Raw genomic sequence first — 15160 nt, forward strand, 5'->3', positions numbered from 1 at the left:
GGTGATGGTGCGGAAGTCGTGCACAAACGTACAACGGGCTTGGAGATGGTCGACAGCGCGGCACCGCCACGCCGGACCCGCGCTCAGCGCCGCGCGGGCGGCTCGGGCTCGGCGATCGACCCGACGATGAGCGCGCACTGCAGGATCAGCGCCTCGCGCGCTCCGGTCGCGTCCCACCCGATGACCTCGCTGATGCGCTTGAGGCGGTATCGCACCGTGTTGGGGTGCACGAACAGCTCGCGGGCGGTCGCCTCGAGACTGCGGCCGTTGTCGAGATAGGCCCAGAGGGTCAGCAGCAGCTCGGGATTGTGCGCCTTGAGCGGCTTGTAGATGCGCCCGATGAGAGTGCCCCGGGCGATGGGGTCGCCCGCGAGCGCCCGCTCGGGCAGCAGGTCGTCGGCGAGCGTCGGCCGTGGGGCGTTCCGCCACGAGCGGGCGACGGCGAAGCCCGCGAGCGCCGCCTTCGCGCTCTTGCCCGCCCCGACCACGTCGGGCACCTCCGGGCCGAGCACGAGGTTGCCTGCACCGAAGCTCGGCTCGAGCGCCTCGGCGATCTGCTGGAAGGTGTGCTCCGGCTCGGTCGCGGCTTCGTCCTCGCCCCGCGGACGCGCCCGCCCGATGACGACGACGAGGCGGTTGCCCTGCACTCCGATGAGCACGTCGGCATCCACGTGCCGGGCGGTGCGCCGGATCTGGTCGACGTCCACGATCCGCGGCGTCGTGCCGACCAGCACGCACACCTCGCCGTGCCCGTTCCAGCCGAGCGCCGCGATGCGGCTGGGCAGCTCGTTGTCGTACTCGCCGGAGAGGATCGAGTCGACGACGAGCGCCTCGAGACGGGCATCCCACAGCCCGCGCGCCTCCGCGGCGCGCGCGTAGACGTCGGCGGCGGCGAATGCGATCTCGCGGCTGTAGAGCAGGATGCCGTGCCGCAGGTTCTCGTCGCGATCGCGGACGCGGTCCTCCACCACCTCGACGACCACGCGGATCAGCTGCAGCGTCTGCTGCAGGCTCACCGAGCGCAGCAGCTCGCGGGGCGCGGCCCCGAACACGTCGGCGGCGATCCACGGCTGCGACGTCGGGTCGTCGTACCAGCTGATGAAGGAGGTGATGCCGGCCTGCGCGACGAGCCCGACGGCCGAGCGGCGGCTGGGCGGCATGGTGCCGTACCACGGCAGGGTGTCGTCGAGCCGCTTGAGCGTCGCCGTCGCCAGCTCGCCCGAGATATTGCGCAGCCACTGCAGGGTCTGCGCCTTCGTCAGCTCTGCCACCGTGCTCCTTCTCTGCACCGAGGGGGCCGTGCGGGCGCCGCGCGCCGACCGTGCCCCCTCGTCGGATGCCGTGCTACGCCTCGCCGCCCGCCGACCCGGTCGTGCCGGCCGTCACGTCGTAGAGCCGGTACTTCTCGATCGCCGCGGGGATCGCGCTGGGGTCGACCGCCCCGCGCCGTGCCAGCTGCTGCAGCGTGCGCACCACGATCGACGGTCCGTCGATCGTGAAGAAGCGGCGCGCGGCCGGACGGGTGTCGCTGAAGCCGAAGCCGTCGGCGCCGAGCGTGGCGTAGTCGCCGGGCACGAACGGCCGGATCTGGTCGGGCACGGCGTGCATGAAGTCGCTGACGCCGATGAACGGGCCTTCCGCCGCCTGCAGCACCCGGGTGACGTACGGCACCTTCGGCGCCTCGGTCGGCCGCAGGAAGTTGTGCTCGTCGACGGCGAGACCGTCGCGGCGCAGCTCGTTCCACGACGTGACGCTCCAGACATCGGCCGAGACGTTCCAGTCGTCGGCCAGCAGCTGCTGCGCCTCGAGCGCCCACGGCACCGCGACACCGGAGGCGAGGATCTGCGCCTTCGGCCCGAGAGCCGCGCTGGTCGAGAGCTTGTAGATGCCGCGCAGCACGCCCTCGACGTCGAGACCCTCGGGCTCCGCCGGCTGCACGATCGGCTCGTTGTAGACCGTCAGGTAGTACATGACGTTCGGGTCGGGGTGGCTGCCGCCGTACATGCGCTCGAGGCCGGCGCGCATGATGTGCCCGATCTCGTAGCCGAACGCGGGGTCATAGGTGATGACGGCGGGGTTGGTGCTCGCGAGCAGCGGTGAGTGGCCATCCGCGTGCTGCAGGCCCTCGCCGGTCAGCGTCGTGCGCCCCGCGGTCGCTCCGATGATGAAGCCGCGCGTCATCTGGTCTCCGGCGGCCCAGAAGGCGTCGCCGGTGCGCTGGAAGCCGAACATCGAGTAGAAGACGTAGACCGGGATGAGCGGCTCGCCGTGGGTGGCGTAGCTCGTTCCGACGGCCGTGAAGGCGGCGACCGCCCCCGCCTCGTTGATGCCCGTGTGGATGATCTGCCCCTGCGGGCTCTCCTTGTAGGCCAGCAGCAGCTCGCGGTCGACCGAGGTGTAGTGCTGCCCGTTCGGGTTGTAGATCTTCGAGGTCGGGAAGTAGGCGTCCATGCCGAAGGTGCGGGCCTCGTCGGGGATGATCGGCACGATGCGGTGGCCGAACTCCTTGTCCTTCAGGAGGTCCTTGAGCAGGCGCGCGAACGCCATCGTCGTGGCGACCTCCTGCTTGCCCGAGCCCTTCTTCGCGATCTCGTAGGTCGAGGCATCGGGCAGCGAGACCTGGGTGTACTTCGACCGGCGCTCGGGCACGTAGCCGCCGAGCGCACGGCGGCGCTCCTGCAGGTACTCGATCGCCGGGTCACTCGCTCCCGGGTGGTAGTACGGCGGGCGGTACGGGTCGGCCTCGAGCTGCGCGTCGGTGATCGGGATGCGCATCTCGTCGCGGAACTGCTTGAGGTTGTCGAGCGTGAGCTTCTTCATCTGGTGGGTCGCGTTGCGCCCCTCGAAGCTCGGGCCGAGCCCGTAGCCCTTGACGGTCTTCGCGAGGATCACCGTCGGCTGACCCTTGTGCTCGCTCGCCGCCTTGAAGGCCGCGTACACCTTGCGGTAGTCGTGGCCGCCGCGCTTGAGCTTCCAGATCTGGTCGTCGGTGTAGTCGGCGACCATCGCCGCGGTGCGGGGATCGCGCCCGAAGAAGTGCTCGCGGATGAACGCGCCCGACTCGGCCTTGTAGGTCTGGTAGTCGCCGTCCGGCGTGCGGTTCATGAGGTCGCGCAGCGCGCCCTCGTGGTCCTGCTCCAGCAGGGCATCCCACTCGCGGCCCCAGATGACCTTGATGACGTTCCAGCCGGCGCCGCGGAAGAAGCTCTCGAGCTCCTGGATGATCTTGCCGTTGCCGCGCACCGGCCCGTCGAGGCGCTGCAGGTTGCAGTTGATGACGAAGTTCAGGTTGTCGAGACCGTCGTTCGCGGCCAGCTGCAGGGCGCCGCGGCTCTCGACCTCGTCCATCTCGCCGTCGCCGAGGAAGGCCCAGACCTGCGTGTCGTCGGCCTCGGCGATGCCGCGGTTGGTGACGTACTTGTTGAGTTGCGCCTGGTAGATCGCGTTGATCGGGCCGAGACCCATCGAGACGGTCGGGAACTGCCAGAAGTCGGGCATGAGCCGCGGGTGCGGGTAGCTCGAGAGGCCGGCGCCGGCACCACCGTGCGACTTCTCCTGCCGGAACCCGTCGAGCTGCGTCTCGCTCAGGCGGCCCTCGAGGTAGGCGCGGGCGTACATGCCGGGGGAGGCGTGGCCCTGATAGAAGATCTGGTCGCCGCCGGTCGGGTGGTCGGCACCCCGGAAGAAGTGGTTGTGCCCGACCTCGTAGAGAGCCGCGCTCGAGGCGTAGGTCGAGATGTGACCGCCCACAGCGATGCCGGGGCGCTGCGCCCGGTGCACCGTGATCGCGGCGTTCCAGCGGATCCAGGCGCGGTAGCGGCGCTCGATCTCCTCATCGCCCGGGAACTCGGGCTCGTTCTCCGGCGCGATCGTGTTCAGGTAGTCGGTGGTGGGCACCATCGGTACGCCGAGGTGCAGCTCCTTCGACCGCTTCAGCAGGCTGAGCATGATGTCGCGGCCACGGCCGGCGCCCCGCTCGTGCACCACGGCATCGAGCGACGCCGCCCATTCCGCGGTCTCCTCCGGGTCGGAGTCGATGTGGCTGACCGAGTACGGATCCTGGTCGTTGACCGTCACCTGTGCCCTCTTTCTGGTGGTAGACAGAGTGTGTCAGCGCGAACGCGGGCGCCGGGTCGCGGCGCAGTGCATCGCACGAGCGCTGTCGAGTCTATCCACCCCGCCTCCCGCTCCGACTCCGCTCGGACGCCCGATCGACTGGAGAGTCGTGACCGCTCCCGCCCTGCCCGCAGTCGGCACCATCGCCCCCGATTTCAGCCTGCGGGACCAGTTCGGTCAGGACGTCTCACTGAGCGCTCTGCGCGGCACGCCGGTGGTGCTCGTGTTCTTCCCGCTCGCGTTCACCGGCACCTGCACGGGCGAGCTGTGCGAGCTGCGCGACAACCTCTCGGTCTTCGCCGACGCGGGGGTGCGCCTCCTCGCGATCTCAGTCGACTCGACGGCCACCCTCCGGGTCTTCGCCGAGCGCGAGGGCTACGACTTCACGCTGCTCGCCGACTTCTGGCCGCACGGCGAGGTGGCCCGCCGGTACGGGGCCTTCCTCGACGAGAAGGGCTTCGCAACGCGGGCGACGATCCTGGTGGATGCGGAGGGTGTCGTCCGTGCCGCCTTCGCGGTCTCCCCGGGCGAGGCGCGGCCGCTCGCCGCGTACCGGGCCGCGCTCGCCGAGCTGCAGCCCGCATCCGCCGGGTAACCTGGGCGGGCCAGGGCCTGTAGCTCAGTTGGTAGAGCGCCTCGTTTACACCGAGGATGTCGGGGGTTCGAGTCCCTCCGGGCCCACGTTGTGATGTCTCAGGACATCGTGGACGGGTGAACCCCCAGCGGGAGGGTTCGCCCGTTTTTCACGTCTTGGCTTGGTAGCCCTTGTTCGGGTCGATCAGATGCTCGGCAAGCACTTCGCCGTCGGGGGTGATTGTGACGGCGTGCAGGCCGTGGATGAGGACGATCACGGCGGTGCGGGCCAAGCCTCGCCCGTAGCCGAGGTGCATCATGCGGTTGCCGAAACGCAGGGAGACTTTCCCGTGCGCGTCGATGGTGTCGTAGCGGACCCGCCAGATGTTTGGGTCATCAGGCTGCGTCGGTGCTGCTTTCGGGATCAGCGTGTAGGCGAAGGCGGGCGTGCGTCGGTTCAACGCCCGGTGCGGGCGGTGCTGGTTGTAGTGGTCAACGAACTCATCCAGCTCACGCTGCAGCTCTTCCAGGCTGCTGGCGGGCCGCATGGTCAGGCGCTTCTTCAGCGTCTGCCAGAACCGTTCGATCTTGCCTTGCGTGGTGGGCTTGTAAGGTTTGCCGTTCTTCTGGGTAATGCCGTGCAGGGCCAACAGTGTCTCGAACGCATTGCCAGAGGTGCGAGCCTTCAGGCCGCCGGCGAAGCGGGTGGTGAAGATGTTGCCGTTGTCGGTCAACGTTGCCGCGGGGAACCCGTGCACGGCGGCCGCCTGCTGGAAGGTGTCAGTGACGGTGCGGCCCGTGACGCGCAGGTGGCACGACAGATGCGTGACGAAACGGGAGTGGTCATCGATCCAACCGATGATCTCCACCTCTGACCCGTCGGCAAGGCGCCAGTGGGTGGTGTCGGACTGCCAAAGCTCGTTGGGTTGCTCGGCCGTGAAGCGTTGCCAGGAGGAACGGGGACGTTTCTGCGGTTGCGGCACGATCACCTCGGCGCTGCGCAGGATGCGCCAGATCGTCGACCGTGACAGGGTCACCTGCTCGGCGGCCAGGAGTGAGCAGACTGTGTCGGCGCCGGCATCCAGGCCGTCGGCAGTGAGCTGCGCACGCAACTGCAGCACGCGAGCGCGGATCGCGTCGGGTGTGCGGGCAGGCTGCGACCGCGGTGCCCTCGAGCGAGCAGTGAACGCGGCCTCCCCCTCGGTGAGCCACCGCTGATGCAGCTTATGGACCAGCGATTTCGACACCCCGTGGATGCGGGCGGCTTCGCGGTAGGACAGGCCCTGCACGGTGACGGCGAGGATCAGCACTTCCTGTTTGCTCACCCATCGACCCTGACCGGGTGTCCACGATGACGTGAGACATCACGGCGCAGGGTGGGTCACTGTCCACGATGTCGTGAGACAGGTGTCCACGATGTGCTGAAACCAGACACCTCCGGGCCCACGTCGCGGTGGCGCTCGTCGGCGCCTCAGCGGAAGTCGTGGTTCGCGACGAACATTCTCTGCGGGTCGTGCGCGCTCCGGATGCGGAGCAGGCGGTCCCACGCCTCCGCCGGGTAGGCGCGGCGCGTCTCGACGGGCCCCTCGGCGAAGTTCAGGTACTCGCCCCCGGTGGCCCACGGGGTCATGCTGCCGATGATCCGCTCGGCCTCGTCGCGCACCCGCCGAACCGCTGCCTCATCCGGGGCGATACCGAGCAGCAGCAGGGCGTAGTCGCCGTCCAGGCGCGCCAGCACCCCCGCGCCGTCGGCGGCGCGGCTGAGCGCCCCGCCGAGCTGGCGCAGCTCCGCGAAGAGCAGGGCCGAGTCGGCATCGGGCCCGACGGCGGCGACCAGTGCGGCCACCGCCGCGTCGTCGAGCTGACCGAGCAGGGTGCTGTGGCCCGCCGCCGGAGTGGGGTCGATCGGGTCCATGTGCAGCTCGGGGAGGGTCGCGGCGGGCACGCGCCGCCAGGTGTCGAGTTCGGGAGCGAGAGCGCGCAGCGGAGCGAGCAGCGCCTCGGCGGTCGTGTCATCGGTGAGCGCCGCCCCGTCGATCACGACGAGCTGCCGACCCCGCACGGCGTCGGGCAGTTCGGGGAGCGCGGGGAAGCGCATCACCCGGAACGACGTCGTAAGGGCATCCGGCGCGTCACGGGTCACGGCGAGCCAGGTGCGCAGCACCTCCTCCGTGCGCTCGATCGGCCACCACAGCATGCCGGCCACGACGTCGGCGATCGGCTCGAGCCGCAGCTCGAGCGCCGTCACGATGCCGAGCCCGCCGCCGCCGCCGCGGAGGGCCCAGAACAGCTCGGGATCGTGATCGTGGTCGACGCGACGCAGCTGGCCGTCGGCTGTGACGACCTCGAGGGCGGTGACCGAGTTGGCCGCCGTGCCGAGCGCGCGGGCGTACCAGCCGATGCCGCCACCGAGGCAGTATCCGGCGACGCCGACGGTCGGGGACGACCCGTGGAGGGCGGCGAGCCCGTGGGGTGCCGTCGCGGCGACGACGGCACCCCACCGCACGCCGGAGCCGACGCGCACGCGGTGGGCAGACGGATCGACGATGACCGCGTCGAGGCCTCCCGTGCGGACGAGCACGACGTCGTCGAGCCGGTGCTGGGCGAGCGGCAGGGCTCCGTGGCCCGTGCCCTGTGGCGCGAGCCGCATCCCGAGCTGCCGCGCGGCATCGACGAGCAGCCGGACGTCTTCGGCGGAGGCGGGTTCGGCGATCGCGGCCGGGTGCTGATCGTGCGCGCAGTGCCACGGCTGACGCAGCGCGTCGTACCGGGGGTCGGCGGGGGTGCGGAGGAAGGGCAGGCGCTCGGTGAGGGCGGCGACACGGTCGGCGACAGGTGCGAGTGCGGTCGAGGAGGGCATGGGCCTACTCTGCGCCCCGCTGCCCGGCACCGCAACGCGACGATGCTCGGAACGGGCCTGCCTGTCGGTGCGCGCGCGTACGGTCGCAGCGTGCCCCGAAGTGTCGAGGAGTGGTGGCAGCGCCGGCAACACGTCACCGGCCTCGCCGTGCCCTATCCCGTCGGCCGGTACCGCGACGCCTGGACGCCCTACACCGCGCTGGTCGAGCAGTTCCGGCCCGAGCGCAACGGGGAGCTCGTGCTGTCGCAGATCCCGCCCGCCGCGGACATCTGGCTCGTCTGGGTGTGCACGCTCGGCCACGAGTTCGTCGCAACTCCGGCCGAGCAGCGCGGGCGACCCGGGCGCTCGCGGGCATCCCGATCATGGTGCCCCGTCTGCGCCACGCCGTCTCTGCTGCCGCCGGCCCCGCGCTGGCCGCGTCTCCACAATTCAGGAGACGCGACCCACCGGTCGCCGGTGCGGCCCTCCGCGCGGCGTGTCGAGGGGATCGGCACCGCATCGAATCCTGAATTGTGGAGATCAGCGGAGGTCGTTGCACCAGGCACGGCCTTTCGGAGCGCGGAGGCCTCGCGGGCGACCTCCGCGGGGGAGGGTCGGCTGCGGGCGCTGGTCGCGGAGCGGCTGAGCGTCGACCTGAGTCTCAACGCCGTGCGGGTGCGCACCCCGTTCTTCGGGCGGCTCGAGGTGTGGCCCGACATCGTCATCGCCGAGCTCGGCATCGCGGTCGAGCTCGACACCATCGGCCGTGCCGCCGACGAGCACATCGGCCGCCGCGAAGCCGCCGATCGCCGCAAGGACCGACTCCTGGGGGAGGTCGGCTGGAGCGTGATCCGGATGCGGTGCCGCCCCCTGCGCGCCCTCGGCCCCGACGACCTCGAGGTGGCGGGCGTCTCCAACACGGCGGTCGATGCACTCATCGAGCGCATGGTCGAGACGCGCGGCGCGCTGCTCGTGCGCGCCTACGAGCGGCGCGTCGCCACGACGGAGAGCGGCTAGAGGTAGAGCGCGGCCAGCAGCGCCGCAAAGGTCAGCACGAAGATCGCCGGGCCGACGAACCGCACGATGTCGACGCCGCGGGCGCTCGCGATGATCCGGCGGCCCACGGCCGAGGTCGCGGGCAGAGCGCGGAGGTCGTCGATGACGGCGAGCGCCTCCTGGCCGGCCGAGAACTGCGCGGTTGCGCCCAGCACCCCGGAGGCGAGCAGGATGCCCGTCGCCGCGAGCCGCGCCGCGAGCGGTGCCTCACCGAGCCCCTCGAGCAGCAGCCACACGGTGACCGCCAGCAGGAAGGTGGGGGCCAGTTGCGACACAATGATGTGCCAGCGTGCGCGGGTCCAGAGGGCGATGAGCTCGTTCTCGGTCATGCGCACCACTGTACGTCGCCCGCCATCACCGAAGGGGCTCCCGTGTCCTCCGCCGTCTGGGCCCTCGTCGCCTCCTGCGTGCTCTGGGGCACGACGGGCACCGCCGCCTCCTTCTTCCCCGACGCGGTCAACCCGCTCGCCATCGGTGCGTCGACCATGACGATCGGCGGCGCGCTCCTGTTCGCCGTCAACCACCGCGCGGCGCTGCGGGTACTTCGTGACCGCGCGATGCGCGGCTGGCTCCTCGCCGCCGCCGCGGGCATGGTCGCCTACCCGCTCGCCTTCTACGCCTCGATGGACCTCGCGGGCGTCGCCATCGGCAACGTGGTCTCGCTCGGCTCCGGGCCGCTGTTCGCGGCGATCCTGGAGTGGCGGGTGCAGCGCCGCCGACTGACCGCGCGGTGGATGCTGAGCGCGGGCATCGCCATCGCCGGCATGGCCCTGCTGGTGTCGGGCGGTCACGGCGACGGATCGCCCGTCGATCCGGCGGGCATCCCGGCGGGTGTGGCCCTGGGGCTGCTCGCGGGCGCAGGATACGCGCTCTTCACCTTCGCCTCCGGCATCGTCATCCGCGGCGGCCACAGCGGGCGCGGGGTCATGGGGGCGGCGTTCGGGCTGGCGGCGATCCCGCTCGCGGGCGTGCTGCTGGTGCTCGGCGGGCCGCTGCTCGCATCCGCCGGATCGATCGGCATCGCGCTGTACCTCGCGATCGGCCCGATGTTCCTCGCCTACCTGTTCTTCGCCGTCGGGGTGCGCGACCTGCCCTCCAGCACCGTGACCGTCATCACCCTGCTCGAGCCCCTGGTGGCGACCCTGCTCGCCGTGCTCGTCGTGGGGGAGCGGCTGGAGCCGCTCGGGTGGCTCGGGCTCGTGCTGATCCTCGTCGGCGTCACCGTGCTTTCCTCGGCTCGTCGCCCGCGTTCGGCGGTGTGACCGCCCTATCATCGGGGCATGGTCGACGACGAGCTGCCGCCGAACGGGGATGACGACGCGGGCATCCCGGCGGGGCCGCGGCGCTCGACGTACACGCCGCCGCCCGGCGGGCTCCGCTGGGAGCCCACCCCGCCCGAGGATGAGAGCGCCGCTGAGGGTGCTGCCGCCCCGCCCGCCGCTGCCGCACCGCTGCCCGGCGCCGTGCCGCCCCCGCCGGTACGGCGCTCGCTGACCGACGCCGAGCTGCTCGCCGCCGCCGACCCCGAGACGGCGGATGCGGACAGCGGCGCGCTCCTCGACCTGGTCGAGCGCCAGCTCGAGCTGCGCCGCACCGAGGCCGCCGCGCTCGCGGAGTGGGAGCGCACCGTTGTCGAGACCGCCCCCGAGCAGGCGCCCACGATCCTCGCCGCCGTCCGCGAGCAGTTCCGCGATGTCGTCCCGGCGGCACCGGCGCCCGTTGCGCCCGCCGCGCCCGCCCCGTCCGTTGCGCCCGCGGAGCCGATCGTGCCCCCGCCGGACGAGACTGCCGCGGCTGTCGCGCCTCCGACCGCGGCCGAGCCGGGATCGCTCGCCGATCCGGGCGCTCCGGCCATCAACCTCGCGCTCGCGGACGCCCCGCCGCCGTGGGGGCAGATCCCGTCGGCGGCGGTTCCCCCGCCCTCGGCCGCCGAGCCGGCCCTGACGCCGATCTCGGTCGACAGTCCGGCGTCGGTCGAGAGCCCGGCGTCGGCCGAGAGCCCGGCGTCGGTCGACAGCCCGGCGTCCGTCGACAGTCCCGCGTCCGTCGACAGCCCCGCGTCGGCCGACGGCCCTCCGCCCCTCGTCGAGCCCGAGCTGCCGCCGTCCAGCGCCGGATCCCCGCCGCTGCCGCCCGAGTCGGCCCTTGGCCTGTTCGACGCCCTCCTGCGCGAACCCGAGCCGGGTGCGGAGTCGCCCGCGGTCGCCCCGGCGGTCGTCGAGGCCGTCGCCGAGACCGAAGCGCTGGTCGACCCGGTCGGTCCGGCCAGTCCGGCAGGCCCGTCAGAACCATCAGACCCGGTCGAGGAGCCCCTCGACCCCTTCGCGGCACTCCTGGCCGAGCAGTCCGACGCCGGGGCCGCCACGGACGCCGCGGGTGCCGGTGCCGCTACCGTTCCGGCAGCACCCGCCGCGACGACGGCCGTCGACTCCGCCGCAGACCCCACGGCGGTCGCGGGCTCGTCCGACGCCGCTGCCCCGGCTCCGGTCGGCCCGCGCGCGTCCCGTCTCGAGGTGACCGCGCTGGAGCCCACACCAGCCGAGCAGCGCGCCGGCCGAGCGGCGCGCATGTTCTGGCTCTGGTTCGCCGTGAACGCCTCGGTCGTCAGCGTGGCGCTCGGGGCGGTCATCCTGGGTCTGGGGCTCAGCCTCCGCCAGGCGATCCTGGCCGCCCTCCTCGGCGTCGCCCTGTCGTGCCTGCCGCTCGCCCTCGGAACGCTCGCGAGCAAGTGGAGCGGCCAGCCGATCATGGTCGTCTCGCGCGCGACCTTCGGGGTCGCCGGCAACGCGATCCCCGCGTTCGTCGCGCTCCTGACGCGACTGGCCTGGGCGGCAGCCCTGCTCTGGATGCTCGCCGCCGGCACCGCGGAGATCCTGGTCGGCTCGGGCCTCGTGCCCGGGGTCGACAGCCTCTTCGTGGCCCTGATCGCCGGCGGTGCCGCCCTGGTGCTCGCCGCCGTCGTCGCGGGCGTCGGGTTTGGTCTCATCGCGGTGGTGAGCGCCATCATCAGCGCGCTCGCGGCCGTGCTGGTGGTGGGGCTCATCGTGCTCACCGCGCCGTACGTCGACCTGACGGTCGCTCTCTCGCTGCCGGACGGCGACTGGCTGCTCATGGTCGCTGGCGCGGTCATCGTGTTCAGCGCGATCGGTCTGGCGTGGGCGATGAGCAGCGGGGATGTCGCCCGCTACCAGGCGCGCGGAACCTCGGGCTCCGCCACGCTGCTGTGGACGGCCCTCGGGGCGACGCTGCCCGCGTTCGTCCTCATCGCGTGGGGGGCGGTGCTCGCCGCCTCCAGCCCGGTGCTCGCCGAGGGCCTGCAGTCGAACCCCCTCGACACGCTGTCGCGCCTGCTGCCGCTGTGGTACCCAGCACCGCTGATCGCGGCCGTCGCGCTCTCCCTCATGGCCGGCGCGGCTCTCGCCCTGTACTCGGGCGGGTTCTCCATGCTCGCTCTCGGAGTGCGCGGACCGCGCTGGGCGGGTGTGCTGCTGATGGTGGTGACGACCGGCGCCGTGCTGGCCGTGCTGCTGGTGCTGATCCCGGACACCGCCTCGCTGTTCCGCGACGCCCTCACCACCGTCGCCGTGCCCGTTGCCGCCTGGGTCGGCATCGTGGGGGCCGAGACGATGATCCGCACGCGGCGCGTGCACTCCCCATCACTGCTGCGGCGCGGCGGCGTGTACCCGGCTGTGCGGTGGGTCAACACGGTCATGCTCCTCGTCAGCACCGGCATCGGCTGGGGTCTGACCACCGCCGCCGTGCCGGGCCTGACGTGGCAGGGCTACCTGCTCCCGCTGCTCGGCGTGCCGCTCGACGCGCCGCTGGCGGCCGCCGACCTCGGGGTGCTGCTCGCCCTGGCGCTCGGCCTGCTCACCCCGCTGGTTGCGGGCATCCCCGCCCTGCGCCGACTGCAGACCGCCGAGCGCGCCGCCGCCGAGGCCGATGCCGGGGCCGACGGGACCGTCACCGGCGCGACGGCCACCGTCGCGACCGCCGTGCCGACGGCTTTCGGCGCATGACGACCCTCGCCGAGGTGCAGGCGGTCGTCGAGCGCTTGTGGCCGACCTCCGGCGCCGAGGCATGGGACGCCCCCGGGCTCATCGCCGGCGACCCCGCGGGCGAGGTGCGCCGCATCGTCCTGGCGGTGGACGCGGTGGCCGACACCATCGATGAGGCACTCGCGGCCCAGGCCGACCTGCTGCTCGTGCACCACCCCCTGTTGCTGCGCGGCGTCACCACGGTTGCCGAGAGCACCGCGAAGGGGGCGCTGCTCGCGCGCCTGATCCGCGGCCGCTGCGCGCTGCTGGCGGCCCACACCAACGCCGATATCGTCGCGACCGGCACGAGCGCACGGCTCGCTGCGCTGCTCCAGCTGCGGGATGCGGTGCCGATCGTCGAGACCGCGCCCGGGCTCGGCCTGGGGCGGGTCGGGGCGCTGGCCGAGTCGACAACGCTCGGCGCCCTCGCGCGGCGGCTGGCGGGCATCCTGCCCCCGACGGCGACGGGGGTGCGGGTCGCCGGGGCCTTCGACCGGCCGGTGCGCACCGTCGCGGTCTGCGGGGGAGCGGGCGACTCGCTACTTGGTGAGCCGCTCGTGCGCGGCGCCGACGCGTACGTCACCGCCGACCTGCGGCACCACCCCGCGAGCGAAGCCGTCGAGTCGGCGCGGGTCGCCGGAGGGCCGGCCCTGATCGACGTCTCGCACTGGGCGAGCGAGTGGCTCTGGTTGGAGGTGGCCGCCGAGGAGCTCCGCGCGGCGCTGCCCGGGGTGGAGGTCGCCGTCAGCGAGCTGCGCACCGACCCGTGGGACTTCGTGGTCGTACAGTAGGGGCGCACCCCGAACCCCGCGGCCATCCTGACCGCGCCGAACCACCGCACCGAACGACCGCACCGACCGCACCGACCGCACCGACCGCACCGATCCGACCGTCACGACCGTCACGACCGAGAGACCAGGTGAGCCGCCGATGGCCCTGACTGCCAGCCCCGCCGACCAGCGCCTCCTGCTCGAGGTGCAGGCGCACGACACCGCGCTGCAGCAGCTTGCGCACCGCGAGCGCAGCCTGCCCGAGCGCGCCCAGGTCGAGGCGCTGAAGGCCGAGGCCGACGTGATGCGCGAGTTCGCCGCGCAGCGTCGGGGCGAGCTCGAAGACGCGCGGCTCGAGCTGCAGCGGGTCGAGAGCGACGTGCAGCTGGTCGAGGCGCGCATCGCCCGCGACGGTGAGCGGCTGCAGAGCAGCTCGTCGGTCAAAGACATCGCCGGTCTCGAGCACGAGGTCGCCTCGCTGAAGGCACGCCTCGCCGACCTGGAGGAGATCGAGCTGACGGTCATGGAGACCGTCGAGACGCTCGAGAGCGAGCTGGAGTCGGCGCAGGCCGCCCTCGACGCCCATCTCGAGCAGCTCGCCGCCGCCGAGGCGGCGCGCGATGCGGCCCTCGCCGCCCTCGCCGAGGAGGTGACCACCGCTCGCGCGGCCCGCGCCGAGGTTGCCGGGCGCGTGCCCGCCGACCTCCTGGCGCTCTACGAGAAGCAGCGTGAGCGCTATGGCGTGGGCGCCTCGCACCTGCGCGCGCGCATCTCGAGCGCAAGCGGCGTCGAGCTCACGGGCAGTGACCTCGCCGCGGTGCGCGCAGCTGCACCCGACGCGGTGATCCTGTGCCCCGACTCCAGCGCGATCCTGGTCCGCACTGACGAGAGCGGCCTGTGACTCGCGAGCTGCTGATCGAGGCCGATGGCGGTTCGCGCGGCAACCCCGGCCCCGCCGCGGGCGGCGCCGTCGTCATCGATCCGGCGTCGGGCGAGGTGCTCGCCGAGGTCGGCGTCTGGGTGGGCGTCGCCACGAACAATGTCGCCGAGTACTCGGGGATGCTCGCCGGTGTGCGCCGCGCCCTCGAGCTCGACCCCGACGCTCAGCTCACGATCCGCATGGATTCCAAGCTCGTCGTCGAGCAGATGATGGGCCGCTGGAAGATCAAGCACCCCGCGATGGCCGAACTCGCCGCCGAGGCGCGCCAGGTGCTGAGCGGCACGCCCGTGCGCTTCGAGTGGGTGCCGCGCCTGCAGAACTCCCGCGCCGACGCGTGCGCCAACCAGGCGATGGACGCGCGGGCCTCGTTCTCGCGCTGAGCGGCTTCGCTGACAGGGATGCTCGGCGCGAGCATCCGTCGACCCGCTAGCCTGGAGGCGCAAGTGGGCCGGCCAGACGGTCGCGTCGAGTGCACGCCCCTCCGGGGGAACGGCCTCGCCGAGGAACGTCCGGGCTCCGTAGAGCAGGGCGGTGGGTAACACCCACCCGCAGCAATGCGCGAGAAAGTGCAACAGAGAGCAGACCGCCTCCGGCTTCGGCCGGCGGTAAGGGTGAAACGGTGGTGTAAGAGACCACCAGGGGCCCGAGTGATCGGGCTCGCTGGGTAAACCTCGCCCGGAGCAAGGTCAGACAGGCACCGTTGACGCTGCTCGCCGAGGTGCCGGGTAGACCGCTAGAGGGCTGCGGCAACGTCGTCCCGAGAGAGATGGCCGTCGAACGGGAGTGATCCCGGGAACAGAACCCGGCGTATCGGCCGACCCACTTGCCT

At 72.3% G+C, this 15160-nt stretch carries 12 protein-coding genes, 1 tRNA gene and 1 other RNA gene; 9 read left to right on the forward strand and 5 right to left on the reverse strand.

Annotated features, from left to right (window positions below):
* Positions 1-83: 83 nt before the first annotated feature.
* Positions 84-1262 carry a PucR family transcriptional regulator gene (locus BJ959_RS00385; RefSeq protein ID WP_207949212.1) on the reverse strand — a complete coding sequence of 393 codons (1179 nt, stop codon included), beginning with the start codon at positions 1260-1262 and terminating at the stop codon, positions 84-86.
* A gap of 82 nt (positions 1263-1344) precedes the next feature.
* Positions 1345-4077: a pyruvate dehydrogenase (acetyl-transferring), homodimeric type gene (aceE, locus tag BJ959_RS00390; protein WP_153982281.1), complete on the reverse strand. Its 2733-nt coding sequence runs from the start codon at positions 4075-4077 to the stop codon at positions 1345-1347.
* 148 nt (positions 4078-4225) lie between these two features.
* On the opposite strand from aceE, the gene BJ959_RS00395 reads away from it, so the two are divergent.
* The gene (locus tag BJ959_RS00395; RefSeq protein WP_341799939.1) at positions 4226-4711 is read left to right on the forward strand and encodes a peroxiredoxin; all 486 of its coding nucleotides are present in this window, start codon (positions 4226-4228) and stop codon (positions 4709-4711) included.
* A 13-nt stretch (positions 4712-4724) separates the two neighbouring features.
* A tRNA-Val gene (locus BJ959_RS00400) sits at positions 4725-4797 on the forward strand.
* Positions 4798-4859: 62 nt separating this feature from the next.
* Here BJ959_RS00400 and BJ959_RS00405 read toward each other — a convergent pair.
* Both BJ959_RS00405 and BJ959_RS00410 read right to left on the reverse strand, forming a co-directional pair.
* Complete coding sequence (locus BJ959_RS00405) at positions 4860-6014, reverse strand: IS481 family transposase (RefSeq protein ID WP_183321808.1); 1155 nt, start codon at positions 6012-6014, stop codon at positions 4860-4862.
* A gap of 146 nt (positions 6015-6160) precedes the next feature.
* Entirely contained in the window at positions 6161-7549 is a 1389-nt protein-coding gene (locus tag BJ959_RS00410) for an FAD-binding oxidoreductase (RefSeq protein WP_153981225.1), read from the reverse strand.
* Positions 7550-7639: 90 nt separating this feature from the next.
* Between BJ959_RS00410 and BJ959_RS00415 the strand changes: the two genes are divergently transcribed.
* Positions 7640-8545, forward strand: coding sequence for a zinc-ribbon domain-containing protein (locus BJ959_RS00415; RefSeq protein WP_153981224.1), 906 nt, complete (start codon positions 7640-7642; stop codon positions 8543-8545).
* Here the strand turns inward: BJ959_RS00415 and BJ959_RS00420 are convergent.
* Positions 8542-8913, reverse strand: a complete 372-nt coding sequence (locus BJ959_RS00420) for a hypothetical protein (RefSeq protein ID WP_153981223.1) — start codon at positions 8911-8913, stop codon at positions 8542-8544. The genes BJ959_RS00415 and BJ959_RS00420 overlap by 4 nt on opposite strands.
* A 42-nt stretch (positions 8914-8955) precedes the next feature.
* Here BJ959_RS00420 and BJ959_RS00425 point away from each other — a divergent pair, with 42 nt between their 5' ends.
* The 6 genes from BJ959_RS00425 (at position 8956) to rnpB (ending at position 15157) form a co-directional block, all read left to right on the forward strand.
* Positions 8956-9846, forward strand: a complete 891-nt coding sequence (locus BJ959_RS00425; RefSeq protein ID WP_341799851.1) for a DMT family transporter — start codon at positions 8956-8958, stop codon at positions 9844-9846.
* An 18-nt stretch (positions 9847-9864) separates the two neighbouring features.
* Entirely contained in the window at positions 9865-12603 is a 2739-nt protein-coding gene (locus BJ959_RS00430; RefSeq protein ID WP_153981222.1) for a cytosine permease, read from the forward strand.
* Complete coding sequence (locus BJ959_RS00435) at positions 12600-13412, forward strand: Nif3-like dinuclear metal center hexameric protein (protein ID WP_153981221.1); 813 nt, start codon at positions 12600-12602, stop codon at positions 13410-13412. Before BJ959_RS00430 ends, BJ959_RS00435 begins: the two co-directional genes overlap by 4 nt.
* 139 nt (positions 13413-13551) lie before the next feature.
* Positions 13552-14292, forward strand: coding sequence for a zinc ribbon domain-containing protein (locus BJ959_RS00440; protein WP_243738788.1), 741 nt, complete (start codon positions 13552-13554; stop codon positions 14290-14292).
* Positions 14289-14711, forward strand: a complete 423-nt coding sequence (locus BJ959_RS00445) for a reverse transcriptase-like protein (RefSeq protein ID WP_153981220.1) — start codon at positions 14289-14291, stop codon at positions 14709-14711. Before BJ959_RS00440 ends, BJ959_RS00445 begins: the two co-directional genes overlap by 4 nt.
* 64 nt (positions 14712-14775) lie before the next feature.
* An RNA gene (gene rnpB, locus BJ959_RS00450) (RNase P RNA component class A) lies at positions 14776-15157 on the forward strand.
* The last annotated feature ends 3 nt before the right edge of the window (positions 15158-15160 follow it).

Origin of the sequence: Microcella frigidaquae, from assembly GCF_014200395.1 — a bacterium.
Taxonomy (GTDB): Bacteria; Actinomycetota; Actinomycetes; order Actinomycetales; family Microbacteriaceae; genus Microcella; species Microcella frigidaquae.